Raw genomic sequence first — 22806 nt, forward strand, 5'->3', positions numbered from 1 at the left:
TCGATCGTCAATGACGTATCGTTTATTATCTGCACAAGACAGTCTGTACAAAAAATGATGTTCTCATACAATATGAGACGCACCCATTACACGCGACGACGTTTTGGCGGACGGCAACCATTATGAGGAACTGGAGTAACGTCTTTAATAGCAGTTACTTCTAAACCAGCAGCTTGAAGTGCACGAATTGCAGCTTCACGACCAGCACCAGGACCTTTAACAGTTACTTCCAACGTTTTCAGACCATGTTCAAGGGATGTTTTAGCAGCAGTTTCTGCAGCCATTTGAGCAGCGAATGGTGTAGATTTACGTGAACCACGGAAACCAAGAGCACCAGCACTTGACCAAGATACAGCGTTACCTTGCATATCTGTAATCGTTACAATTGTATTGTTAAATGTAGAACGAATGTGTGCGATACCAGATTCGATATTCTTTTTCACACGACGTTTACGAGTTTGTTGTTTACGAGCCATGTTAAGAAGGAACCTCCTTTACCAATTATTTTTTCTTGTTCGCAACTGTTTTACGAGGACCTTTACGCGTACGCGCATTGTTCTTCGTATTTTGACCACGAACAGGTAAGCCACGACGGTGACGGATACCACGGAATGAACCGATTTCCATCAGACGTTTAATATTTAATGAAGTTTCGCGACGTAAGTCACCTTCAAGTTTGTAAGAATCTAATTGTTCACGGATTTTGTTTAACTCATCTTCAGTTAAGTCGCGTACGCGAGTATCTTCTGAAATACCTGCATCAGCTAGTACTTTCTGAGCTGTAGTTTTACCAATACCGAAAATGTACGTTAATGAAATTACCACGCGTTTGTCGCGAGGAATATCAACACCAGCAATACGTGCCATGTACGTTGTGCACCTCCTTTAGAATTAACCTTGTTTTTGTTTATGTTTAGGATTTTCACAGATTACCATTACTTTACCGCGTCGGCGAATTACTTTACATTTTTCGCAGATCGGTTTCACAGATGGTCTCACTTTCATCTAACCTAACCTCCTTAGTAGTCCGGAGCGCAAAAGATTATTTAAAACGGTATGTGATACGACCGCGAGTTAAATCATAAGGAGATAACTCAATAGTAACCTTATCTCCAGGTAGAATACGGATAAAGTGCATACGAATCTTACCAGATACGTGTGCTAGAATCACATGTCCATTTTCTAATTCTACCTTAAACATCGCGTTTGGCAAAGTCTCAACAACTGTCCCTTCGACTTCAATTACATCATCTTTCGCCATCTACTCTGTCTCCTCTCTATATGCAAATTAAAGTTCTCATCGTTACATCAAACGGATATCTGCTGCAACTTTAGAAGCAACCTCGTTTCAACATATGTTTGGATTGTATGAGAGATGTTTGAAAGACGCTCGTCTGGTTTCGCTTCACACAATCCACGGAATATACAGAACCAGTAAGGGCACTGAATCTCCCATGTTTACACGAATACCGGAATGTCTTGGATGAGATATTCATACCCGTTACACAGATGCTTCCACGAAACCCATTATACTCCTCCAAAAGATATGTTGCACTTTTGAGAAGAAATATATACCGGGCACAATATGCTTTTGCAACTCTCAAAAAAATTATGTTTCGTTGTTGCTCCCGCATGCCTCCCGCGGAAGCAGTACTCTGCGCCCGGAGCCGGGTATCAGCTGCGGCTGCTCTGTAATAGAGCATCAAGATCAGCAAACACTTTGTTAATATCTTGCTGTCCATCTATATTAGTTAACACGCCTTTAGCTTGATAGAAATCAAGTAAAGGTTGTGCTTGTTTCATATTTACTTCCAGACGGTTCGCAACCGTTTCAGGATTATCATCTGCACGTGTATAAAGCTCGCCACCATCTTTATCACATTTCCCTTCCTCAGCAGGAGGATTGAAAATTAAATGATAGGATGTACCACAAGTTTTACAAATACGTCTACCTGAAAGACGAGCAATTAACTCATCCTTTTCAACTTGAATGTTTAATGTATGCTCAATAGCTTTACCTAGATCAGCAAGAATGCTATCTAAGGCTTCAGCTTGAGGAACAGTACGTGGGAAACCATCCAATAAGAATCCTTTTTCACAATCAGGTTTAGCCAGTCGCTCACGAACAATACCAATCGTTACTTCATCAGGTACAAGTGCACCTTGATCCATAAACGACTTAGCTTGTAAGCCTAGTTCAGTACCTTCTTTAATTGCAGCACGGAACATATCGCCTGTAGAAATATGAGGAATTGCGTACTTCTCAACAATTTTATCTGCCTGAGTACCTTTACCAGCACCTGGCAGACCCATTAAAACGATATTCATTAGGAAATATTCCTCCCACAAAAGGTTTGCTGATTAAAGGAAACGATGGAACGTTCCCTAAAAACCAACATTATTTCATAAAGCCTTTGTAGTGACGTTTAACAAGTTGAGATTCTAGCTGCTTCATCGTTTCGAGCGCTACGCCGACTACGATAATAATACTAGTACCACCGATCTGCACTGAGGCAGGTAGATTCATAAAGTTTATGAATATAACCGGCATTACTGAAATAACAGTTAAGAAAATCGCGCCGACAAATGTCAGACGATATAACACGCTTGTTAAATACGTTTGAGTGTTTTCACCAGGACGAATACCTGGAATATAAGCACCTTGCTTTTTCAAGTTATCTGCCACATTTTCTGGATTCACTTGTACGAATGCATAGAAATATGTGAATGCGATGATTAATGCCACATAAATAATCATTCCAACAGGTTTTGTATGATCAAACGTGTTATTAATGAATGTTGTAACATTATTTTCACCGAAGAACGGAACTAACGTACGAGGTGTCATCAGAAACGCTGAAGCAAAGATTACAGGAATAACCCCTGCAGCATTTACTTTTAACGGTAAATGAGTTTGTTGACCACCAGTTTGTTGATTTCGCCCAGTAACTCGTTTTGCATATTGAATTGGAATTTTACGTAGTGCTTGTTGCACGTAGATAACTCCAATAACAACCGCAAGCAAGATTAAAACAAGTAGACCAAGGATAATTAGGTTGATAAATAGCTTATCACCAGCACCCTCGATTTGTTGTGCATAGATTTGGTTGATACCTGTAGGTAATGCCGCAACGATACCTGCGAAGATTACAACAGAAATACCATTACCAACGCCATGCGCAGTAATTTGATCAGCAAGCCATACTAGGAATGCTGTACCCGCTGTTAATACAATAGAGATTATAACATATGTTAAAACTCCTTCTTCCTTAATCAATGACCCGCCATACATTCTATTAAAACCAAATGACATCGCGAATGATTGAATAAAAGCAAGAATAATAGTAAAGTAGCGTGTAAATTGCGCAAGTTTACGTCTCCCGACTTCACCTTGCTTTGCCCACTCAGCAAACTTCGGTACTACGTCCATTTGCAATAACTGAACAATAATTGAGGCTGTGATGTAAGGCATAATCCCCATCGCAAAGATAGAGAAGTTCTTTAAAGCACCACCGCCAAAAGTATTGAGGAAACCAACGAGGTTAAACTCATCAGTTGCCTTTAATACATTAGCGTCAACGTTAGGTACTGGAATGAAAGTTCCAATACGAAAAACGATTAACATTAAAAGTGTGAAAATGATTTTATTTCTTATATCTCGAACACGCATAAAGTTAGAGATTGTCTGAAACATTAAATCACCTCAGTAGTTCCGCCGGCATTCTCGATTGCTTCTTTCGCTGAAGCTGAGAATTTATGAGCTTTGACAGTAAGCTTTTTATTAAGAGTTCCGTTGCCTAGAACTTTAATTCCAGCTTTTTCATTGCTCACTAGACCAGTTTCAAGTAATAATGCAGCAGTTACCTCTGCACCGTCTTCGAAACGGTTTAAAGCATCAAGGTTAACGATCGCGTATTCTTTACGGTTAATGTTCGTAAAGCCACGTTTTGGTAAACGACGGAATAATGGGTTCTGACCGCCTTCAAAGCCTGGGCGTACACCGCCACCAGAACGAGCGTTTTGACCTTTATGACCTTTACCTGCTGTTTTACCGTTACCAGAACCGATACCACGACCAACGCGGTTGCGTTGCTTACGAGAACCTTCTGCTGGTTTTAACTCATGCAGTTTCATAGTGGGTGGCACCTCCTTGTTCAATAATTGGAAATTAAATTTCTTTTACAGTAACTAAGTGAGCTACTTTATCAAGCATACCGCGAGTAGCTGCGTTATCAGCTTTCTCTACAGTTTGGTGTAATTTACGTAAACCTAAAGCTTCAACAGTTTTGCGTTGTGCAGGTTTAGTACCAATCACAGATTTAGTAAGGGTGATTTCTAATTTGTTAGCCATTATCTTTCCCCCCTTATCCTAATAGTTCTTCCACTGATTTACCACGTAATTTAGCTACGTCCTCTACGCGTTTTAATTCAGTTAAACCTTGAATTGTTGCACGCACCATGTTAATTGGTGTGTTAGATCCAAGTGATTTTGAAAGAATATCAGTAATACCAGCAAGTTCTAGTACAGCACGTACTGGACCACCAGCGATAACCCCTGTACCAGGAGCAGCAGGTTTGATTAGGATTTCTCCTGCACCAAAGCGACCTTGCACTAAGTGTGGAGTTGTTCCACCTACGCGTGGCACTTCGATTAAGTTTTTCTTCGCATCTTCAACAGCTTTGCGGATAGCATCTGGCACCTCTTGAGCTTTACCAGTTCCGAAACCTACATGACCGTTTCTATCGCCAACTACAACTAATGCTGTGAAGCGGAAGCGACGTCCACCTTTAACAACTTTAGCAACGCGGTTAATAGTAACTACGCGTTCTTCAAGTTCTCCAAGTTTGTTTGCGTCAATACGACTCATGAAATGTGTCCCTCCTTCTTATTAAAATTCTAAACCGTTCTCACGTGCAGCTTCAGCTAAAGCTTTAACACGTCCATGATATAAGTAACCACCACGGTCAAATACTACAGCAGTAATATTTTTTTCCGCAGCGCGTTTTGCGATTGTTTCACCGACTTTAGTTGCTGCGTCAACATTGCTACCAGCACCTTCGAAACCATTTTCTTGAGAAGATGCGCTAACAATTGTTACGCCTGCTACGTCATCGATAAGTTGCGCGTAAATGTTCTTATTAGAACGGAATACGTTTAAGCGTGGACGCTGAGCAGTACCCGAAATTTTAGAACGTACGCGAGCATGACGTTTTTTACGAACCTGATTTTTATCTTGTTTCGTAATCACAAGGGTCACTCCTTTCTAATGCTTAAGCTGCATTATTTACCTGTTTTACCTTCTTTACGACGAACATATTCGCCTTCATAACGAATACCTTTACCTTTATAAGGCTCTGGTGGACGAACGTCACGGATGTTAGATGCAAGAGCACCAACGCGTTCTTTGCTAATACCTTTAACGATGATTTTAGTGTTTGAAGGAACTTCAATTTGTAGACCATCTTCAGGTGTGAACTCTACTGGATGAGAGTAACCTACGTTAAGTACAAGTTTATTACCTTGTAATTGCGCACGGTAACCAACACCGATAAGTTCTAAAGCTTTTTCGAAACCTGCAGAAACACCAGTAACCATGTTCGCAAGAAGCGCACGAGTAGTACCGTGGTTTGTGCGGTGTTCTTTTGAATCAGAAGGACGTACTACAGTGATTACGTTACCCTCTTGCTCAATTTTCATATCTTGGTGGAAAGAACGAACAAGTTCGCCTTTAGGACCTTTAACAGTAACAGTGTTGTTTGCATCAACAGTAACAGTTACGTTAGCAGGTACCTCGATAATTTTTTTACCTACACGAGACATTTAGTTGCACCTCCATTCATTTATTGCTAATTACCAAACGTATGCTAGAATTTCTCCGCCAACTTGTTTAGCGCGAGCTTCTTTATCTGTTAATAAACCTTGTGAAGTTGACACTAAAGCGATACCAAGACCGTTCAATACTTTAGGTACTTCATTTGTTTTAGCATATACACGTAAACCAGGTTTAGAAATACGTTTTAAGCCAGTGATAACGCGCTCGTTATCTTTTCCATATTTTAAGAAAATACGGATGATACCTTGTTTGTTGTCTTCCACGTATTCTACGTCACGTACGAAACCTTCACGCTTTAAAATTTCAGCGATTTCTTTTTTCACGTTGGAAGCTGGTACTTCTAACTTCTCGTGACGAACCATGTTCGCATTACGAATGCGAGTAAGCATATCTGCAATCGGATCAGTCATTGTCATTACATTTACCTCCTTCCCAAATTAGGGGATTACCAGCTGGCTTTTTTCACGCCAGGAATTTGTCCCTTATATGCAAGTTCTCGGAAACAAATACGGCAAAGTTTGAATTTGCGATATACTGAATGTGGACGACCACAGCGTTCACAACGTGTATACTCTTGCACTTTAAACTTTTGCTTACGTTGTTGTTTAACGATCATAGATTTTTTAGCCACGTTTTCGCCCTCCTTGTTTGATTACTTTTGGAACGGCATACCGAATTGTGTCAATAACTCGCGAGCTTCTTCGTCAGAGTTCGCTGTCGTTACGATCACGATGTCCATACCGCGTACTTTTGAAACTTTATCGTAATCGATTTCTGGGAAAATTAATTGTTCTTTAACACCTAGAGTGTAGTTACCGCGACCATCGAATGCTTTTTTAGAAACACCACGGAAGTCACGTACACGAGGTAGTGAGATAGAAATTAATTTGTCCAAGAATTCATACATACGCTCACCGCGTAATGTAACTTTAGCACCGATAGGCATACCTTCACGAAGACGGAAACCTGCGATCGATTTTTTAGCTTTAGTTACTACTGGTTTTTGACCAGTGATAATTGTTAATTCTTCAACAGCTGCATCTAACGCTTTAGAGTTTTGAACTGCATCACCAACACCCATGTTGATAACGATTTTCTCAACTTTCGGTAGTTGCATAACTGATTTATATCCAAATTTGCTCATAAGAGCTGGAGAAACTTCATTTAAATATTTTTCTTTTAGGCGGCTCATGTGTGTACCTCCCTTCTATTTATACTAATTAGTCGATTACTGCACCTGATTTTTTTGCTACACGAACTTTTTTACCGTTTTCGATTTTATAACCTACACGAGTCGGCTCGCCAGATTTAGGATCGATTAGCATTACGTTCGAAACGTGAATTGCAGCCTCTTGGCTAACAATACCACCTTGTGGATTCAATTGGTTAGGTTTAACGTGTTTTTTCACGATATTCACACCTTCAACAAGAACGCGATCTTGTTTTGGGAAAGCAGCAAGGATTACGCCTTCTTTGCCTTTATCCTTACCAGTGATTACCTTAACCTTGTCACCTTTTTTTACATGCATGCTGTCGCACCTCCTTGATTGGCACTGTCATGAAATTAAAGAACTTCTGGAGCTAGAGAAACGATTTTCATGAAGTTGCTGTCACGTAGTTCACGTGCAACAGGTCCGAAAATACGAGTTCCGCGTGGTGATTTATCATCACGAATAATTACACAAGCATTTTCATCAAATTTGATGTACGTGCCGTCTTTACGACGAACGCCTGATTTAGTACGAACGATAACAGCTTTAACAACGTCACCCTTCTTGACAACGCCACCTGGTGTTGCTTTCTTAACTGTACAAACAACGATATCACCGATGTTAGCAGTTTTACGGCCAGAGCCACCAAGCACTTTAATTGTAAGAACTTCACGTGCACCTGAGTTGTCAGCAACTTTCATACGACTTTCTTGTTGGATCACTTAGGTTACCTCCCTTCGGAAATTGGTTGTTCCGAAATAGTTATTAAATAATAACCGCTTTTTCTACAACTTCTACTAGACGGAAACGTTTAGTAGCTGATAGCGGGCGAGTTTCCATGATACGTACGATATCACCGATTTTCGCTGTGTTTAACTCATCATGAGCTTTAAACTTTTTAGAGTATTTTACACGCTTACCATAAAGCTTGTGCTTTTTGTAAGTTTCAACTAAAACAGTAACAGTTTTGTCCATTTTATCTGAAACAACGCGGCCCGTGTAAACTTTGCGTTGATTGCGCTCAGTCATACTTGAAAACCTCCTTTATCAGTTATTTGCACTGATTTCTCTTTCACGAATAACAGTTTTCATACGCGCGATTGCTTTACGCACTTCACGAATACGAGCTGTGTTTTCTAATTGACCAGTCGCCAATTGGAAGCGAAGGTTGAAAAGCTCTTCTTTCAGTGATTTCACTTTTAATTCTATTTCAGAAGTAGCAAGGTCACGGATTTCATTAGCTTTCATTAGATTCACCACCAGTTTCTTGACGTTTTACGATCTTACATTTAACAGGAAGTTTGTGTGATGCTAAACGAAGTGCTTCACGTGCAACTTCTTCAGATACGCCAGCAATTTCGAACATTACTTTTCCTGGTTTAACTACTGCTACCCAACCTTCAGGAGAACCTTTACCAGAACCCATGCGGACTTCTAGAGGTTTTTTAGTGTAAGGTTTATGTGGGAAGATTTTAATCCAAACTTTACCGCCACGTTTCATGTAACGAGTCATCGCGATACGAGCAGATTCGATTTGACGGTTAGTAATCCAGCTAGCAGTTTGAGCTTGTAAGCCCCATTCGCCGAAAGTTACTTCTTTACCGCCTTTCGCTTCGCCACGCATGTTGCCGCGGTGTTCACGACGGTATTTAACGCGTTTAGGCAATAACATATTATTTGCCTCCTTCCACAGATTTCTTCGTAGGAAGAACTTCACCACGGTAGATCCATACTTTAACGCCTAATTTACCGTAAGTAGTATCAGCTTCTGCGTGTGCATAATCGATGTCAGCACGTAGAGTATGAAGTGGAACAGTTCCTTCACTATAGTGTTCAGCACGCGCGATATCAGCGCCACCTAAACGACCAGATACTTGTGTTTTAATTCCTTTTGCACCAGCGCGGATTGTGCGTTGGATCGCTTGCTTTTGCGCACGACGGAATGATACACGATTTTCTAATTGACGAGCGATGTTTTCAGCTACTAGACGAGCGTCAAGATCTGCACGTTTGATTTCAATAATGTTGATGTGTACACGTTTACCAGTTAAATCGCTAAGGTATTTACGAAGGTTTTCAACTTCAGTACCACCTTTACCGATTACCATACCTGGTTTCGCAGTGTGAATTGTAATGTTTACACGGTTTGCAGCACGTTCGATTTCTACTTTAGAAACTGAAGCGTCTTTAAGAGCCGTTTCAATATATTTACGCACTTTGATGTCTTCGTGAAGTAGAGTTGCATAGTCTTTTTCAGCGTACCATTTTGACTCCCAGTCACGAATAATACCAACGCGTAGTCCTATTGGATGTACTTTTTGACCCACGGATTAACCCTCCTTCTTCTCAGATACCACTAGAGTAATGTGGCTTGTGCGTTTGTTAATTGCGCTTGCACGTCCTTGTGCACGTGGACGGAAACGTTTTAAAGTTGGACCTTCGTCAACGAATACTTCAGAAACTACTAAAGAGTTGATGTCAAGATCGTAGTTGTGCTCAGCGTTAGCAACTGCAGATTTTAATACTTTCTCAACGACTGGAGACGCCGCTTTTGGAGTATGACGTAAAATTGCAACTGCTTCACCAACTTGCTTACCTCGGATTAAGTCTACAACTAGACGTACTTTGCGAGGAGCAATGCGTACTGTACGAGCGATAGCTTTAGCTTGTGTCATTAGGATTTACCTCCTCTCAAAATTAGCGTCTTGTTTTCTTGTCGTCTGCACCGTGACCTTTATAAGTACGTGTCGGTGCGAACTCACCAAGTTTATGGCCTACCATATCTTCTGTTACGTATACAGGAACATGTTTACGTCCATCATATACAGCAATCGTTAAACCGATGAAGTTCGGGAAGATTGTAGAACGGCGTGACCAAGTTTTGATAACTTGTTTTTTCTCAGAAGCCTCTTGCGCTTCCACTTTTTTCATTAAGTGGTCATCGACAAAAGGTCCTTTTTTCAAGCTGCGACCCATGTAGGAACCTCCCTCCGTGATTCCACCACGGCTCTCACATAGAACCGTAGTTTAACCACTTTATTTTTTACGACTACGGATGATAAATTTATCCGATTTGTTTTTCTTCTTGCGAGTTTTGTAACCAAGTGCTGGTTTACCCCAAGGAGTCATTGGTGATTTACGTCCGATTGGAGAACGTCCTTCACCACCACCGTGTGGGTGATCGTTAGGGTTCATTACAGAACCACGAACTTCTGGGCGTTTACCTAACCAACGGCTACGACCTGCTTTACCGATGTGTACAAGTTCGTGTTGTTCGTTACCAACTTGACCGATTGTAGCGCGGCAAGTAGCTAAAACTAAACGTACTTCACCAGATTGTAAACGAACGATAACGTACTTATCTTCACGACCAAGTACTTGCGCAGAAGTACCAGCTGAACGTACTAATTGTCCGCCTTTACCAGGTTTTAACTCGATGTTATGGATTGTAGTACCCATTGGAATGTTTGCTAATGGTAATGTGTTACCTACTTTAATATCAGCATCTGGACCAGAAACGATTGTTTGACCAACCTCTAGACCTTTTGGTGCTAAGATGTAAGCTTTTGCTCCATCAGCGTAGTTGATTAATGCGATATTCGCAGAACGGTTTGGATCATATTCAATAGTAGCAACTTTTGCCGGAATGCCATCTTTAACACGTTTGAAATCGATAACACGGTATTGCTTCTTATGACCACCACCATGATGACGAACAGTGATTTTACCTTGGTTGTTACGACCAGCTTTGCGTTTAGTTGGTTCAAGCAATGATTTCTCAGGCTTGTTAGTTGTAATTTCCGCAAAGTCTAATGACGTCATGTTACGACGACCATTAGAGGTAGGTTTATACTTTTTAATCGCCATTGTGTTTTCCCTCCTTCTTGAGTGTTCAAATCATAAATCCGTTAGGATTACATTTCGAATAATTCAATTTCTTTGCTATCAGCAGTTAATTTAACGATCGCTTTACGACGTTTGTTAGTGTAACCACCGTAACGGCCTACGCGTTTGAATTTACCTTTGTAGTTAAGAACGTTTACTTTCTCAACTTTTACGCCAAAGATTTCTTCTACAGCGTCTTTTACTTGAGTTTTGTTAGCGCGAGTGTCTACTTCGAAAGTATACTTTTTCTCTGCCATAAGTTCTGAAGAACGCTCAGTAATGACCGGACGTTTTAAAATATCACGTGCTTCCATTATCCAAGCACCTCCTCAACTTTTTCTACTGCAGACTTAGTGAATACAACTTTATCATGACCTAATAGATCAAGAACGTTGATTCCATTTGCAGTTAAAACTGTTACACCTGGGATGTTACGAGCAGATAATGCTACGTTTTCATCTAGGTCAGCAGTTACGAATAAAGATTTTTTCTCTAAAGAAAGATCTTTAAGGATTTTTGTGAATTCTTTTGTTTTTGGTGCTGCTAGAGTTAGAGCATCAAGAACTAAGAAGTTTTGTTCTACTACTTTAGCTGATAAAGCAGATTTAAGAGCTAAACGACGAACTTTTTTAGGTAATTTATAAGAATAGCTACGTGGAGTAGGACCGAATACGATACCACCGCCGCGCCATTGTGGAGAACGGATAGAACCTTGACGAGCACGACCAGTTCCTTTTTGACGCCATGGTTTACGACCACCACCAGCAACCTCAGAACGGTTTTTAACCTTGTGATTACCTTGACGAAGAGAAGCGCGTTGAGCAACTACTGCGTCGAATAATACTGCTTCATTTGGCTCGATTCCGAAGATCGCATCGTTTAATTCGATTTCACCAACTGAAGCACCTGTTTGACTAAGTACAGATACTTTTGTCATTCCTGTTTCCTCCTTTCCTTAAGTGATTACTTAGCTTTAATTGCAGTTTTTACTGTAACTAGAGCTTTTTTAGAACCAGGAACATTACCTTTAACAAGTAGTAAGTTACGATCTGTGTCAACTTTCACGATTTCTAAGTTTTGGATTGTAACTACATTGCCACCCATTTGACCAGGTAATTTCTTTTGTTTGAATACGCGGTTCGGAGCAACTGGACCCATTGAACCAGGACGACGGTGGTAACGAGAACCGTGGGCCATAGGACCACGAGATTGTCCGTGGCGTTTGATAACACCTTGGAAACCTTTACCTTTAGTAACTCCTGTTACATCGATTACATCGCCTTCTGCGAAAATTTCTACTTTGACTTCTTGACCAACTTCGTATTCTTCCACGTTCACGTTGCGGAATTCACGAATGAAGCGCTTAGGAGCAGTGTTCGCTTTTGCTACGTGACCTTGTTCTGGTTTGTTAGAAAGCTTAACGCGCTTGTCTTCGAAACCAACTTGAATTGCTTCGTAGCCGTCTGTTTCAACAGTTTTCTTTTGAAGAACTACGTTTGGAGTAGCTTCGATAACTGTTACCGGGATTAAATCACCGTTTTCAGCGAAAACTTGTGTCATACCAATTTTTCTACCTAAGATTCCTTTAGCCATTTGTCACACCTCCTGTAAGTTTTAAAAGTTATATTGTTTTTACCATTAAAGTTTGATTTCGATATCAACGCCAGATGGTAAATCAAGTTTCATTAACGCGTCAACAGTTTGTGGTGTTGGGTTAACGATATCGATCAGACGTTTATGCGTACGCATTTCGAATTGTTCACGAGAATCTTTGTACTTGTGAACAGCACGAAGAATTGTGTACACAGACTTCTCAGTTGGAAGTGGAATCGGACCTGATACACTTGCACCTGAACGTTTTGCAGTTTCCACAATTTTCTCAGCAGATTGATCTAAAATACGGTGATCATACGCTTTTAAACGAATACGAATCTTTTGTTTTGCCATTATTTTCCCTCCTTCTCGCCTATTTTCTAGACATTCTCCACGAAAATTTTCCCACACACCGCCATGGCAAAGCGGCCGGGTGTGTCGGCAACCTCTCGCTTCATCGCAGTCAAAGACCAACATTCAACATTATATACAATAAAAAAAGAATAAGCAAGTCTTTTCGCTAAATTCTTTTAAATGTTGCAGATATTCTTAGTACTACTATTTCTTCGCTTTATTAAGCCGTTTATTAGTATATAAAATTTCTATACATATTGCAATACTTAAGGTTGTCATATCAACATTTTCGCACATTTCAAATAACTCTAAAAAGAAAAGTAGTTTCTACTTAAATAGAAACTACCTCCTTAATTATAGAAAGAACACACAGGCAATCCAACCAAACAGGATTAGTGGTATGTTAATGAAAAGGAACGTAGGAACACAGGTATCCCAAATATGATGATGCTGGCCGTCAGCATTAAGGCCTGCTGTTGGTCCTAATGTAGAATCGGATGCTGGAGAACCTGCGTCTCCTAAAGCACCAGCTGTACCAATTAAACATAATATCGCTAAAGGACTCATATCTAAACCTTGTGCTAGCGGAACAAATAGTGTAGCGATTATAGGCACTGTTGCGAAGGACGAACCAATCCCCATCGTCACAATTAATCCTATGACTAACATGATGAAGACAGCAAGGCTTCTATTTCCTTCTAATAAGGTGAGAGAATTTATAATTAAGCTATCCACATCACCTGTCGCATTGATTACCGCCGCAAAACCGTTTGCCGCAATCATAACAAAGCCAATAAAGGCCATCATCTTCATTCCTTCAGAAAGTATATCATCGGCTTCTCGCCATTTAAGGGCACCTGTAAAATACATAATCATAATACCTGCAAACGAGCCTACAATCATGGAATCTGTTAACACTTGAGCGCATAGCGATGTTACTAGTGCCAGCGCTGTAGAAAACATAATAAATTTGCTGACGTTTACATTTAAAGATTCCGTCTCCACTTCACTCTGCTTATAATGTCTTGGCTTTCGGTATACAGCAAATGCGATGATCAATCCGATTAGCATTCCTAATACGGGAATCCCCATTGCTGCAGGGACATCTCGTGAAGATACAGCCATTCCTGCCTCTGACACTTGTGTAGCAACGATATCTTGAAAGATTGCTCCAAAACCAGCAGGTACAAAACTATAAGTACCAATTAAGCCTACTGCAATCAACGTTGCAATTATACGTCTGTCGACTTCTAGCATATTTAAAATCTTTAAAATAGGAGGAATTAATAATGGAATGAAGGCAATATGAATAGGAATGACATTTTGAGATAAAATAGACATCACAAAAATAAGGAAGAAAATTAATACCTTCACAAGTCCTTTTCTATTACTTTCACCCTTTAATATTTTTAACATCCCCGCTATCATTAATTCGGGTATTCCTGTTTTGGCAATGGCGATTGCAAAACCACCAAGTAAGCCATAACTTAATGCAATGGTTGCTCCTGCCCCTAATCCTTCCGTAAACGATTGGACAGTTGACTCAATGCCCATCCCACTAGTTAGACCACCTACAAATGCTCCTAGAACTAACGAGAGAACTACATTGATGCGAAGCAAGCTTAATATTAACATAACGGCTACAGCCGCAATTACTGCATTCATTGTTACACTCTACTTTCATACACTAAATTACTAACATGTTAAACTTTATTATTCTGATAATTGAAAGTCAAGTTTTTTTGTAATTTTTTTTGCACTAAAAAACAGTGTGATGATAACCACCACACTGTTTCCGAGTTTCTTCTTATTTAGTATTACAACGATTGACGTACAACCTTTTTATAATAGCCTACCGAGAGAATGGCAAAAGTCGTATATAAGGCGATATAACAGCACATTGCAATCCACAAGGGAGCTGTTAACTCTGTCCCAAATAAAAACCATCCTGACTTAACAGCAAAGTAGCTATGCAATAACCCAATAACTAATGGAACACCGAAATTAAAGGCCTGTTTCATATAAATACCCTTCATGATATCTTTTTCAGCAAAACCGATCTTTCGTAGGATTGTATAGGAATCACGTTCTTCCTCTGCCTCAGACATTTGTTTAAAGTATAGAATACTACCTGTGGTCATTAAGAACGCTAACCCTAAAAATGCTGTTGTAAATATGGTAAGACCCAATGATTCAATGTTGTCTTTACGTTTTCCTTCATAGGATGATTGTGTATATTGCTTTGTCTTCCCTTTATCATCTACAGCCATAATAATGCCTGCATTTGATTGAATATATAATTTTTCTGCTGTTGCAATATCTTCCTTCGATTTTAAAGTGATTGTTGATTGATGATGCCAAGGATAAAGAGCTGCCTGTGTAGTTAAACTTTTAAACATATCATCTGTCACAACAAAGATAGGTCCACCACCCCCAGCCGTTACAATACCACTTATCACACTTTTATCGTGGATATCAACGACATGAAAAGTTTCTTCAAGTTCTCCTGCAGATACTACTAAATCATGATCTTTCTCTAACGGGAACATTTCAGCCATATAACCACCATAGTTTGTTAAGATAACCTCATTTCCTGATAGCTTAGCCTCTGGAACACTCTGCTGATAATCTGAAAGCGGAATGGTATAAATTGTGCCTTCCATTGTATATAAAGGGTTATCCTGCTGTTTTTTAGACATCAATTGACCTACAGCAGCAGTTACTCCCTGAAGACGGTAGTCAATTTTATCATAAGCAATATTATTTTCCTCTAACTTCTCTAAAAACTCCTCCCCTTGCTCTTCAAGCAATATGAAATCACCTGGTACTTGGCTATATGCAGATGCTTCCGAGGAGTAGTAGGCGATATAGGAAAGCGTGGTCACGCCTAGAGAAACGCCTGTTAACACAGTGATTAGCGTTAATGACTTTGCATTGCTCTTCATGCGATGCATGATGGGCGTTAATGCTAATACATCCTTTATGGATAAATGCCCTTTTTTCTTTAGGCGAATAGTATTCATAATAAATGCTACAGAGAAACGAAAAACAAGGAATGTTCCACCAATTGTAGTAGCTAAAATAATAATCATATTAATAAATAAATTACCAGCAGATTCGATATCGAACAGCTTTGTCGATGCATAGTAGCCATAAGCAATCAGTATAAGACCCAAAAAGCCAATAACCATTTGGAACGCACTAAAGCGTCTCACACGCTCATCTGCTTGTTTTGCTGCACTAAATAATGATAACAATGAAACATGATGAATCATCCAAGCCATCTGTATAAGAACGATGATCAATAAGATCGTAAACACAATCATTGACTGCAGTAAAGCTTGTGTACTAAAAGTCATGGTTACGAGAGCTTCTTTTTCAAGCACACGAAGCAAAATCATTGCAAACACACGAGAACTAAAGAAGCCTGCCAACATACCTATAATAACGGCTCCAACAAATAACAGAATGTTTTCAATCGCTAATAAACGCACGATTAGCCCCTTAGTCATGCCAATCAGTTGATACAAACCTATTTCCTTACTACGACGCTTCATAAATAAATGGTTTGCATACAGCACGAAGAACAAAACGATGAAATAAAGAATATAAGTTGCTGCCTTAAATCCTGCCGTAGCTGTTCCACTCATTTGAACAGCAGCCCACACTTCCGTATTATTTTGCAGGGTGACAAAGGAAAAGTATAATGTAACACTAAAAATAAGTGCAAAGAAATATAGATAGTAGTGCTTCATATTTTTCTTCATGCTTCGAAGTACTAACTTACTAAGACTCATACCCGTCACCGCCTAGCACACTTTGTGTATGCATGATTTCTTTGAAAAAGGCCTGCCTTGTTTTATCGCCCTTATAAAGTTCACTATAGATAAGGCCATCCTTTAGAAATAACACACGTGTACAGAAACTTGCAGCTACAGCATCGTGTGTAACCATCATAATTGTCGCCTCTTTTGTTTCATTTATATTTTGTAGATTTTGAAGTAGGGCTGTAGCTGATTTAGAATCTAGTGCACCAGTGGGCTCGTCTGCAAATACCAATGACGGATTGGTAATAAGTGCACGTGCAGCAGAGGTACGCTGTTTTTGTCCACCTGATATTTCGTTGGGGTATTTATTTAAAATTTCCGAGATTCCCAGCAAAGAAGTGAGTTCCTTCACTCGACTTTCAGCAACTGCTTTTGGTAACTTACTGATGGCTAACGGTAGAAGAATGTTTTCTTTTACTGTTAAGGTATCTAATAAATTATAGTCCTGAAATATAAACCCCAGCTGCTCTCGTCGGAAGTTTGCTAAAGCCTTTTCTTTCATACCACGTAAACTATGACCGTTTATCTCAATTACACCTTCTGTCGCAAAGTCAATTGAGCATAAGACATTTAAAAGCGTTGTTTTACCAGAGCCAGAAGGTCCCATAATACCTACAAATTCACCTTTATTCACTTCTACATCAATACCCTTTAATACTTCTTGAGCTGTTGATTTTTTCCCATAGACTTTCTTTATTTTACGTCCTATTAAAACTGTCACTTCATAACGCCCCTTTCTATAGTTCAAGTGTACGCTGTCAAACCTAATCATTCGTGCGTTTTACATGACAATATAAAAAGGTAGGTGACATTTTCGTCATCTACCTGTTAGTTTCGCATATTCATTTTGTAAGGGGAAGCGTAGTGTAAATAGCGAGCCTTCACCAACTTTAGATTGAACATTAATACGAATACCAATTTTTCGGGCTACATTAGATGCTAAATAGAGACCCATACCCGTAGATTGAGAGGATTCCCTTCCCGCTGTTCCTGTATAAGATTTTTGAAAAATCCTAGGTAAATCGTCTAAAGGTATACCCCTACCAATATCTTTAATATGTAGTAATGTAGCTCCTGTAGAATCATGTTCTGTAAAAATTGTTATCTCAGAATTTACTGGGCTATACTTGATGGCATTCGAAAGAATTTGTCGAATAATAAATGCTAGCCACTTGCCATCTGTCATAACCGTCTCTTTCAGTTCACCAATTTCAAAGCCAATGCCTTTTTCAAGACACCAAGCTTGCATAGCTCTGATTTCTTTATAAACAATGGGCTTCAGTTCTATCTCATTTAAATAATTATCTTTTTCAATAGCGTATAATCTTGTTTGATGCAGTTGTTGATCAACCAAAAGATGTAGTCTTAGCCATTCATTCTCTAATTTTCGACGTAGCTGTAAATCCTCAATATGTTCAAACATTAAATTAATAGCAGTTAAAGGTGCTTTTACTTCATGGACCCAAGCTAAAAGCTCATCAGAATGTTCCTGTATTTGCACTTTGGCTTGATTTAACTCTAAATTCTTTTCAAAGAAGGCATCCTCCATTTTTCGAAAGTATACTTCTTGAAAAGGAGATAAAGCTAAGCTATTTCTATGTGCATCATCAAGGTGGCTATCCATATTTCCCAGGAAATCTTTTAATTTCCCAACTTCGATGAAATAGCGACACCAAAAAAAGAGTATAAAACTAACAAGTAAACTAAGGTTTACATACCAAATAGAAATTCCATTTAAACCAACATCTAAAGAAAATAGCACATTTAGAATTATCAAAGTAAAAATAAAAAATCCAATCCAAGCAAAGCGTTCTCTAATAAATAATAATAGCAACTTTTCTCACGTCCCTCAGCTTACTGCCATATAACCAAGTCCCTTTTTTGTTAGTATTACCTCATGTAAACCAATATCCTCTAGCTTTGTACGTAACCGATTAACGTTTACAGACAAAGTATTATCGTTTACGAAACGTTCGTCATCCCATAGTTTTCTCATTAACTCGTCTCTGGAAACGATATGATTAGCCTGTTCTACTAATATTCTTAAAATGAAAAGTTCATTTTTTGTTAAGGAAGCAATGGCACCATTATACATAATTTCACTTCTGGCATAATCAATTATGGCATCGTTAAAACGTGTAACATCCATTTTTTCTTCAACGTAATCATAGGTTCTACGCAAAATAGCCTGTGCTTTTGCGAGTAAAACTTCCATATGAAAAGGCTTTTGAATAAAATCATCAGCCCCCATTTGCATGGCCATTACCATATCCATGGGGTGATCTCGAGAAGAAAGAAAAAGAATTGGCACTTTGGATAAATGACGAATTTCACGACACCAATGAAAGCCGTCATAGGCAGGCAATTGAATATCAATTAGCACGAGGTGTGGTTTCTCCTCTATAAAGTCATCCATCACCTTTTGAAAATTTTTAGGTCCAACCACGTTTAGCGACCACTGCTCAAAACGTTCTTGAATCATGCCAAAGATAGAAGGATCATCTTCAATCAGCAAAATTTTCATGTCCATAATCAGTTCCCCTTTCCCTTTAATTATTTACGCTAGAGGACATGCTTGTGGTTATGTACACATACACTAATTAAAACTCTAATTTTTCTTTATTTTAACACAAAAAACCAATCTGTAGGCGTCCCTACAGATTGGTTTGAAATTAGCGAAAGCTAAAATTATTTTTGAATAGAAGCAACTACGCCAGCGCCTACAGTACGGCCACCCTCACGGATAGAGAATTTAGTACCTTCTTCAAGAGCGATTGGAGCGATAAGTTCAACTGTCATTTCGATGTTATCACCAGGCATTACCATTTCAACGCCTTCTGGTAAGTTACAGATACCTGTTACGTCAGTTGTACGGAAGTAGAACTGAGGACGGTAGTTAGAGAAGAATGGAGTATGACGGCCACCCTCTTCTTTTGATAAAACGTAAACTTCAGCTTTGAAGTTAGTGTGTGGAGTAATTGAACCTGGTTTAGCTAATACTTGACCACGTTGGATTTCTTCACGAGCAACACCACGTAGTAAAGCACCGATGTTATCACCAGCTTCAGCATAGTCTAATAATTTACGGAACATTTCTACACCAGTTACAGTAGTAGATTTAGCTTCTTCAGCGATACCGATGATTTCAACTACGTCACCAACTTTAACTTGACCACGTTCAACACGGCCAGTTGCAACTGTACCACGACCAGTAATAGAGAATACGTCCTCTACAGGCATCATGAATGGTTTGTCAGTTTGACGTTCTGGAGTTGGGATGTAAGAATCTACAGCGTCCATTAATTCAACGATTTTTTCTTCCCATTCTGGTTCACCTTCAAGAGCTTTAAGAGCAGAACCTTTGATTACAGGAATATCGTCACCTGGGAAGTCATATTCAGATAGTAGGTCACGGATTTCCATTTCTACTAATTCTAATAATTCTTCGTCATCAACCATATCACATTTGTTCATGAATACTACTAAGTATGGAACACCTACTTGACGAGATAAAAGGATGTGTTCACGAGTTTGTGGCATTGGGCCGTCAGCAGCAGATACTACTAAGATACCGCCGTCCATTTGAGCAGCACCAGTGATCATGTTTTTAACATAGTCAGCATGTCCTGGGCAGTCAACGTGTGCATAGTGACGAGTTTCAGTTTCGTATTCTACGTGAGAAGTATTGATTGTGATACCACGTTCTTTTTCTTCTGGAGCGTTATCGATATCAGCGTAAGATTTAGCTGTACCACCCATTTTTTTAGAAAGAACTGTAGCGATTGCAGCAGTTAAAGTAGTTTTACCATGGTCAACGTGTCCGATTGTACCAATGTTAGCATGCGTTTTAGAACGGTCAAATTTTTCTTTAGCCATTAGAGATTGCCTCCTCAAAATTGTATGTTTTAGATTTAAAATTTATAGAATGAATGCTGATAGAGAACGGGCCCATCCCCTATCCTGCAATCATAGCTTACAAATTAGTTATACTTTATGCAAGATGAAATTTCAATTATTCACCTTTATTTTTTTTGATGATATCTTCAGAGATTGATTTTGGTACTTCTTCATAATGATCGAATACCATTGAGAATACACCACGACCTTGCGTTGCAGAACGTAAAGTTGTTGCATATCCAAACATTTCTGAAAGTGGAACCATCGCACGAACAACTTGAGCGTTACCACGAGCTTCCATACCTTCTACGCGACCACGGCGAGAAGTGATGTTACCCATGATATCACCAAGATATTCTTCTGGAATTACAACTTCAACTTTCATCATAGGCTCTAAAAGAACTGGACTACATTTTGATGCAGCAGCTTTAAGTGCCATAGATGCAGCGATTTTAAATGCCATTTCGTTTGAGTCAACATCATGGTATGAACCATCGAATAATTTCGCTTTGATGTCGATTAATGGGTAACCAGCGATTACACCGCGGTCAAGCGAGTCACGAAGACCTGCTTCTACAGCTGGAATATATTCACGTGGTACTACACCACCAACGATAGCATTTTCGAATTCAAAGCCTTTACCCTCTTCATTTGGAGAGAACTCGATCCATACGTCACCGTATTGACCACGACCACCTGATTGACGAGTGAATTTACCTTGAACTTGAGCAGAGCCACGGAATGTTTCACGGTAAGATACCATTGGAGCACCTACGTTAGCTTCTACTTTAAATTCACGGCGCATACGATCAACTAAGATATCAAGGTGAAGCTCACCCATACCTGAGATAATTGTTTGACCAGTTTCTTGGTCTGTATGTGCACGGAATGTTGGATCTTCTTCTTGTAGCTTTTGTAAAGCTTGACCCATTTTATCTTGGTCAGCTTTTGATTTTGGTTCTACAGAAAGAGAGATAACTGGTTCTGGGAACTCCATAGACTCAAGGATAACAAGGTTTTTCTCTTCACAAAGAGTGTCACCAGTTGTTGTATCCTTAAGACCTACAGCAGCTGCGATATCACCAGCAAATACTTTTGAAATCTCTTCACGGCTGTTAGCGTGCATTTGTAGGATACGACCTACACGTTCACGTTTACCTTTTGAAGAGTTTTGTACGTATGAACCTGATTCAAGAACACCAGAGTACACACGGAAGAACGTTAATTTACCTACGAATGGGTCAGTCATAACTTTAAATGCTAAAGCTGAGAATGGCGCTTCGTCTGATGATGGACGTTCAGTTTCATCACCATCTGGAGTTGTACCTTTAATAGCAGGTACATCAACTGGTGATGGTAAGTAGTCGATAACTGCGTCAAGCATTTTACGAACACCTTTGTGTTTGAATGCTGTACCACAGATTACTGGGTAGAATTCTACAGCGATTGTCGCTTTACGGATAGCCGTTTTAAGCTCTTCTTTTGTAATTTCTTCACCAGCAAAGTATTTTTCCATGATTTCTTCGTTAACTTCAGCGATTGCTTCGATTAACTTCTCACGGTATTCTTCAGCTTGCGCTTGGAATTCTTCAGGAATTGGTTGACCTTCACGTAATGCTGTACCTTCTTCGTTATCGTAGTAAGTTACATCCATTTCAACTAGGTCAATAATTGCTTTGAACTCATCTTCCGCACCAATTGGTAATTGGATTGGATGAGCATTTGCTTGTAAACGCTCGTGTAAAGTACCTACAGAATATAGGAAATCTGCACCCATTTTATCCATTTTGTTAATGAATACGATACGTGGTACACCGTAAGTTGTAGCTTGACGCCATACAGTTTCTGTTTGAGGTTCAACACCAGATTGAGCATCAAGTACAGTTACTGCGCCGTCAAGTACACGTAATGAACGTTCTACTTCTACAGTGAAGTCTACGTGTCCAGGAGTATCGATGATGTTTACGCGGTTGCCTTTCCATTGAGCTGTTGTCGCAGCAGAAGTGATTGTGATACCACGTTCTTGCTCTTGCTCCATCCAGTCCATTTGAGAAGCGCCTTCATGAGTTTCACCGATTTTGTGAATCTTACCTGTGTAATAAAGGATACGCTCAGTTGTTGTTGTTTTACCAGCATCAATGTGAGCCATGATCCCAATATTACGAGTATTCTCTAGTGAGAATTCGCGTTTCATTAGGTATTTCT

The 22806-nt window shown here is 39.5% G+C and carries 34 protein-coding genes and 1 pseudogene; all 35 read right to left on the minus strand.

The window, feature by feature from the left end; all coding sequences use genetic code 11:
• Positions 1–86: 86 nt before the first annotated feature.
• The 35 genes and pseudogenes from rpsK to fusA all read right to left on the minus strand — a co-directional run bounded on the left by rpsK (position 87) and on the right by fusA (position 22795).
• On the minus strand, positions 87–476 hold the full coding sequence (rpsK, locus tag LCP48_RS22535; protein ID WP_004233731.1) for a 30S ribosomal protein S11: 390 nt from the start codon (positions 474–476) through the stop codon (positions 87–89).
• A 25-nt stretch (positions 477–501) separates the two neighbouring features.
• Positions 502–867, minus strand: a complete 366-nt coding sequence (gene rpsM / locus LCP48_RS22540) for a 30S ribosomal protein S13 (protein ID WP_004233729.1) — start codon at positions 865–867, stop codon at positions 502–504.
• A 24-nt stretch (positions 868–891) separates the two neighbouring features.
• Complete coding sequence (rpmJ, locus tag LCP48_RS22545) at positions 892–1005, minus strand: 50S ribosomal protein L36 (RefSeq protein WP_000868344.1); 114 nt, start codon at positions 1003–1005, stop codon at positions 892–894.
• Positions 1006–1042: 37 nt separating this feature from the next.
• On the minus strand, positions 1043–1261 hold the full coding sequence (infA, locus tag LCP48_RS22550; RefSeq protein WP_004233690.1) for a translation initiation factor IF-1: 219 nt from the start codon (positions 1259–1261) through the stop codon (positions 1043–1045).
• Positions 1262–1347: 86 nt separating this feature from the next.
• Positions 1348–1425, minus strand: a pseudogene (locus tag LCP48_RS22555) (type I methionyl aminopeptidase); the annotation flags it as partial.
• A gap of 249 nt (positions 1426–1674) precedes the next feature.
• The gene (locus LCP48_RS22560; protein ID WP_004233689.1) at positions 1675–2328 is read right to left on the minus strand and encodes an adenylate kinase; all 654 of its coding nucleotides are present in this window, start codon (positions 2326–2328) and stop codon (positions 1675–1677) included.
• Between the two features lie 70 nt (positions 2329–2398).
• Positions 2399–3694: a preprotein translocase subunit SecY gene (secY, locus tag LCP48_RS22565; protein WP_004233672.1), complete on the minus strand. Its 1296-nt coding sequence runs from the start codon at positions 3692–3694 to the stop codon at positions 2399–2401.
• Positions 3694–4134 (minus strand): 50S ribosomal protein L15, encoded by a 441-nt coding sequence (gene rplO, locus LCP48_RS22570; protein ID WP_004233670.1) that lies wholly within the window; start codon positions 4132–4134, stop codon positions 3694–3696. The genes secY and rplO overlap by 1 nt, the downstream gene beginning before the upstream one ends.
• A 34-nt stretch (positions 4135–4168) precedes the next feature.
• Positions 4169–4351, minus strand: a complete 183-nt coding sequence (rpmD, locus tag LCP48_RS22575; protein WP_004233668.1) for a 50S ribosomal protein L30 — start codon at positions 4349–4351, stop codon at positions 4169–4171.
• Between the two features lie 13 nt (positions 4352–4364).
• The gene (gene rpsE, locus LCP48_RS22580) at positions 4365–4868 is read right to left on the minus strand and encodes a 30S ribosomal protein S5 (RefSeq protein ID WP_004233664.1); all 504 of its coding nucleotides are present in this window, start codon (positions 4866–4868) and stop codon (positions 4365–4367) included.
• Positions 4869–4889: 21 nt separating this feature from the next.
• On the minus strand, positions 4890–5249 hold the full coding sequence (gene rplR, locus LCP48_RS22585; RefSeq protein ID WP_004233662.1) for a 50S ribosomal protein L18: 360 nt from the start codon (positions 5247–5249) through the stop codon (positions 4890–4892).
• A 32-nt stretch (positions 5250–5281) separates the two neighbouring features.
• The gene (rplF, locus tag LCP48_RS22590) at positions 5282–5821 is read right to left on the minus strand and encodes a 50S ribosomal protein L6 (RefSeq protein ID WP_004233660.1); all 540 of its coding nucleotides are present in this window, start codon (positions 5819–5821) and stop codon (positions 5282–5284) included.
• Positions 5822–5851: 30 nt separating this feature from the next.
• The gene (gene rpsH / locus LCP48_RS22595) at positions 5852–6250 is read right to left on the minus strand and encodes a 30S ribosomal protein S8 (protein ID WP_004233658.1); all 399 of its coding nucleotides are present in this window, start codon (positions 6248–6250) and stop codon (positions 5852–5854) included.
• Between the two features lie 29 nt (positions 6251–6279).
• The gene (locus LCP48_RS22600; RefSeq protein WP_004233656.1) at positions 6280–6465 is read right to left on the minus strand and encodes a type Z 30S ribosomal protein S14; all 186 of its coding nucleotides are present in this window, start codon (positions 6463–6465) and stop codon (positions 6280–6282) included.
• A 21-nt stretch (positions 6466–6486) separates the two neighbouring features.
• Positions 6487–7026, minus strand: a complete 540-nt coding sequence (gene rplE / locus LCP48_RS22605) for a 50S ribosomal protein L5 (protein WP_004233654.1) — start codon at positions 7024–7026, stop codon at positions 6487–6489.
• A 28-nt stretch (positions 7027–7054) separates the two neighbouring features.
• Complete coding sequence (rplX, locus tag LCP48_RS22610) at positions 7055–7363, minus strand: 50S ribosomal protein L24 (RefSeq protein WP_004233652.1); 309 nt, start codon at positions 7361–7363, stop codon at positions 7055–7057.
• A gap of 35 nt (positions 7364–7398) precedes the next feature.
• Positions 7399–7767 (minus strand): 50S ribosomal protein L14, encoded by a 369-nt coding sequence (gene rplN, locus LCP48_RS22615; protein ID WP_004233650.1) that lies wholly within the window; start codon positions 7765–7767, stop codon positions 7399–7401.
• Positions 7768–7810: 43 nt separating this feature from the next.
• On the minus strand, positions 7811–8074 hold the full coding sequence (gene rpsQ, locus LCP48_RS22620) for a 30S ribosomal protein S17 (RefSeq protein WP_004233648.1): 264 nt from the start codon (positions 8072–8074) through the stop codon (positions 7811–7813).
• Positions 8075–8092: 18 nt separating this feature from the next.
• Positions 8093–8293, minus strand: coding sequence for a 50S ribosomal protein L29 (gene rpmC / locus LCP48_RS22625; RefSeq protein ID WP_004233646.1), 201 nt, complete (start codon positions 8291–8293; stop codon positions 8093–8095).
• The gene (gene rplP / locus LCP48_RS22630; protein WP_004233644.1) at positions 8283–8717 is read right to left on the minus strand and encodes a 50S ribosomal protein L16; all 435 of its coding nucleotides are present in this window, start codon (positions 8715–8717) and stop codon (positions 8283–8285) included. Before rplP ends, rpmC begins: the two co-directional genes overlap by 11 nt.
• A 1-nt stretch (position 8718) precedes the next feature.
• The gene (gene rpsC / locus LCP48_RS22635) at positions 8719–9372 is read right to left on the minus strand and encodes a 30S ribosomal protein S3 (protein ID WP_004233642.1); all 654 of its coding nucleotides are present in this window, start codon (positions 9370–9372) and stop codon (positions 8719–8721) included.
• 3 nt (positions 9373–9375) lie between these two features.
• Complete coding sequence (gene rplV / locus LCP48_RS22640) at positions 9376–9720, minus strand: 50S ribosomal protein L22 (RefSeq protein ID WP_004233639.1); 345 nt, start codon at positions 9718–9720, stop codon at positions 9376–9378.
• A 22-nt stretch (positions 9721–9742) separates the two neighbouring features.
• Positions 9743–10021: a 30S ribosomal protein S19 gene (rpsS, locus tag LCP48_RS22645; RefSeq protein ID WP_004233637.1), complete on the minus strand. Its 279-nt coding sequence runs from the start codon at positions 10019–10021 to the stop codon at positions 9743–9745.
• A 60-nt stretch (positions 10022–10081) separates the two neighbouring features.
• Entirely contained in the window at positions 10082–10912 is an 831-nt protein-coding gene (gene rplB / locus LCP48_RS22650; protein WP_009373990.1) for a 50S ribosomal protein L2, read from the minus strand.
• 47 nt (positions 10913–10959) lie between these two features.
• Positions 10960–11244: a 50S ribosomal protein L23 gene (gene rplW, locus LCP48_RS22655; protein WP_004233628.1), complete on the minus strand. Its 285-nt coding sequence runs from the start codon at positions 11242–11244 to the stop codon at positions 10960–10962.
• On the minus strand, positions 11244–11867 hold the full coding sequence (gene rplD / locus LCP48_RS22660) for a 50S ribosomal protein L4 (RefSeq protein ID WP_004233626.1): 624 nt from the start codon (positions 11865–11867) through the stop codon (positions 11244–11246). Before rplD ends, rplW begins: the two co-directional genes overlap by 1 nt.
• Positions 11868–11893: 26 nt before the next feature.
• Positions 11894–12523 carry a 50S ribosomal protein L3 gene (gene rplC, locus LCP48_RS22665; protein ID WP_004233625.1) on the minus strand — a complete coding sequence of 210 codons (630 nt, stop codon included), beginning with the start codon at positions 12521–12523 and terminating at the stop codon, positions 11894–11896.
• A 45-nt stretch (positions 12524–12568) separates the two neighbouring features.
• Positions 12569–12877, minus strand: a complete 309-nt coding sequence (gene rpsJ / locus LCP48_RS22670) for a 30S ribosomal protein S10 (RefSeq protein ID WP_004233624.1) — start codon at positions 12875–12877, stop codon at positions 12569–12571.
• Positions 12878–13231: 354 nt separating this feature from the next.
• Positions 13232–14542 carry a Na+/H+ antiporter family protein gene (locus tag LCP48_RS22675; protein WP_004233623.1) on the minus strand — a complete coding sequence of 437 codons (1311 nt, stop codon included), beginning with the start codon at positions 14540–14542 and terminating at the stop codon, positions 13232–13234.
• 152 nt (positions 14543–14694) lie between these two features.
• Complete coding sequence (locus LCP48_RS22680) at positions 14695–16674, minus strand: FtsX-like permease family protein (RefSeq protein ID WP_004233622.1); 1980 nt, start codon at positions 16672–16674, stop codon at positions 14695–14697.
• Positions 16664–17425, minus strand: coding sequence for an ABC transporter ATP-binding protein (locus LCP48_RS22685; protein WP_004233621.1), 762 nt, complete (start codon positions 17423–17425; stop codon positions 16664–16666). The genes LCP48_RS22680 and LCP48_RS22685 overlap by 11 nt, the downstream gene beginning before the upstream one ends.
• Positions 17426–17521: 96 nt before the next feature.
• The gene (locus tag LCP48_RS22690) at positions 17522–18538 is read right to left on the minus strand and encodes a sensor histidine kinase (RefSeq protein WP_004233618.1); all 1017 of its coding nucleotides are present in this window, start codon (positions 18536–18538) and stop codon (positions 17522–17524) included.
• A 15-nt stretch (positions 18539–18553) separates the two neighbouring features.
• On the minus strand, positions 18554–19234 hold the full coding sequence (locus LCP48_RS22695) for a response regulator transcription factor (RefSeq protein WP_004233616.1): 681 nt from the start codon (positions 19232–19234) through the stop codon (positions 18554–18556).
• A 158-nt stretch (positions 19235–19392) separates the two neighbouring features.
• A complete protein-coding gene (gene tuf / locus LCP48_RS22700; protein WP_004233614.1) occupies positions 19393–20580 on the minus strand; it encodes an elongation factor Tu in 1188 nt (395 codons plus the stop codon).
• A gap of 136 nt (positions 20581–20716) precedes the next feature.
• On the minus strand, positions 20717–22795 hold the full coding sequence (gene fusA, locus LCP48_RS22705) for an elongation factor G (protein WP_004233612.1): 2079 nt from the start codon (positions 22793–22795) through the stop codon (positions 20717–20719).
• Between the last annotated feature and the right edge of the window lie 11 nt (positions 22796–22806).

This window comes from Lysinibacillus capsici (assembly GCF_020217405.1).
Classification (GTDB): domain Bacteria; phylum Bacillota; class Bacilli; order Bacillales_A; family Planococcaceae; genus Lysinibacillus; species Lysinibacillus capsici.

What these genes read in the sequence shown, in the direction of transcription:
- LCP48_RS22680 (WP_004233622.1), bottom strand. Translation starts at nt 16,674, where the DNA reads ATGAGTCTTAGTAAGTTAGTACTTCGAAGCATGAAGAAAAATATGAAG.
- LCP48_RS22695 (WP_004233616.1), bottom strand. Translation starts at nt 19,234, where the DNA reads ATGGACATGAAAATTTTGCTGATTGAAGATGATCCTTCTATCTTTGGC.
- rplV (WP_004233639.1), bottom strand. Translation starts at nt 9,720, where the DNA reads ATGACACAAGCTAAAGCTATCGCTCGTACAGTACGCATTGCTCCTCGC.
- rpsE (WP_004233664.1), bottom strand. Translation starts at nt 4,868, where the DNA reads ATGAGTCGTATTGACGCAAACAAACTTGGAGAACTTGAAGAACGCGTA.
- rplB (WP_009373990.1), bottom strand. Translation starts at nt 10,912, where the DNA reads ATGGCGATTAAAAAGTATAAACCTACCTCTAATGGTCGTCGTAACATG.
- LCP48_RS22560 (WP_004233689.1), bottom strand. Translation starts at nt 2,328, where the DNA reads ATGAATATCGTTTTAATGGGTCTGCCAGGTGCTGGTAAAGGTACTCAG.
- rplD (WP_004233626.1), bottom strand. Translation starts at nt 11,867, where the DNA reads ATGACAAAAGTATCTGTACTTAGTCAAACAGGTGCTTCAGTTGGTGAA.
- rpmC (WP_004233646.1), bottom strand. Translation starts at nt 8,293, where the DNA reads ATGAAAGCTAATGAAATCCGTGACCTTGCTACTTCTGAAATAGAATTA.
- rplE (WP_004233654.1), bottom strand. Translation starts at nt 7,026, where the DNA reads ATGAGCCGCCTAAAAGAAAAATATTTAAATGAAGTTTCTCCAGCTCTT.
- rpsM (WP_004233729.1), bottom strand. Translation starts at nt 867, where the DNA reads ATGGCACGTATTGCTGGTGTTGATATTCCTCGCGACAAACGCGTGGTA.
- fusA (WP_004233612.1), bottom strand. Translation starts at nt 22,795, where the DNA reads ATGAAACGCGAATTCTCACTAGAGAATACTCGTAATATTGGGATCATG.
- rplO (WP_004233670.1), bottom strand. Translation starts at nt 4,134, where the DNA reads ATGAAACTGCATGAGTTAAAACCAGCAGAAGGTTCTCGTAAGCAACGC.
- secY (WP_004233672.1), bottom strand. Translation starts at nt 3,694, where the DNA reads ATGTTTCAGACAATCTCTAACTTTATGCGTGTTCGAGATATAAGAAAT.
- rplW (WP_004233628.1), bottom strand. Translation starts at nt 11,244, where the DNA reads ATGGAAGCACGTGATATTTTAAAACGTCCGGTCATTACTGAGCGTTCT.
- rplC (WP_004233625.1), bottom strand. Translation starts at nt 12,523, where the DNA reads ATGGCTAAAGGAATCTTAGGTAGAAAAATTGGTATGACACAAGTTTTC.
- rplX (WP_004233652.1), bottom strand. Translation starts at nt 7,363, where the DNA reads ATGCATGTAAAAAAAGGTGACAAGGTTAAGGTAATCACTGGTAAGGAT.
- rpsK (WP_004233731.1), bottom strand. Translation starts at nt 476, where the DNA reads ATGGCTCGTAAACAACAAACTCGTAAACGTCGTGTGAAAAAGAATATC.
- rplP (WP_004233644.1), bottom strand. Translation starts at nt 8,717, where the DNA reads ATGTTATTGCCTAAACGCGTTAAATACCGTCGTGAACACCGCGGCAAC.
- rpsH (WP_004233658.1), bottom strand. Translation starts at nt 6,250, where the DNA reads ATGACAATGACTGATCCGATTGCAGATATGCTTACTCGCATTCGTAAT.
- rpmD (WP_004233668.1), bottom strand. Translation starts at nt 4,351, where the DNA reads ATGGCTAACAAATTAGAAATCACCCTTACTAAATCTGTGATTGGTACT.
- tuf (WP_004233614.1), bottom strand. Translation starts at nt 20,580, where the DNA reads ATGGCTAAAGAAAAATTTGACCGTTCTAAAACGCATGCTAACATTGGT.
- rpsQ (WP_004233648.1), bottom strand. Translation starts at nt 8,074, where the DNA reads ATGACTGAGCGCAATCAACGCAAAGTTTACACGGGCCGCGTTGTTTCA.
- rpsJ (WP_004233624.1), bottom strand. Translation starts at nt 12,877, where the DNA reads ATGGCAAAACAAAAGATTCGTATTCGTTTAAAAGCGTATGATCACCGT.
- infA (WP_004233690.1), bottom strand. Translation starts at nt 1,261, where the DNA reads ATGGCGAAAGATGATGTAATTGAAGTCGAAGGGACAGTTGTTGAGACT.
- rpsS (WP_004233637.1), bottom strand. Translation starts at nt 10,021, where the DNA reads ATGGGTCGCAGCTTGAAAAAAGGACCTTTTGTCGATGACCACTTAATG.
- rplF (WP_004233660.1), bottom strand. Translation starts at nt 5,821, where the DNA reads ATGTCTCGTGTAGGTAAAAAAATTATCGAGGTACCTGCTAACGTAACT.
- LCP48_RS22675 (WP_004233623.1), bottom strand. Translation starts at nt 14,542, where the DNA reads ATGAATGCAGTAATTGCGGCTGTAGCCGTTATGTTAATATTAAGCTTG.
- rpmJ (WP_000868344.1), bottom strand. Translation starts at nt 1,005, where the DNA reads ATGAAAGTGAGACCATCTGTGAAACCGATCTGCGAAAAATGTAAAGTA.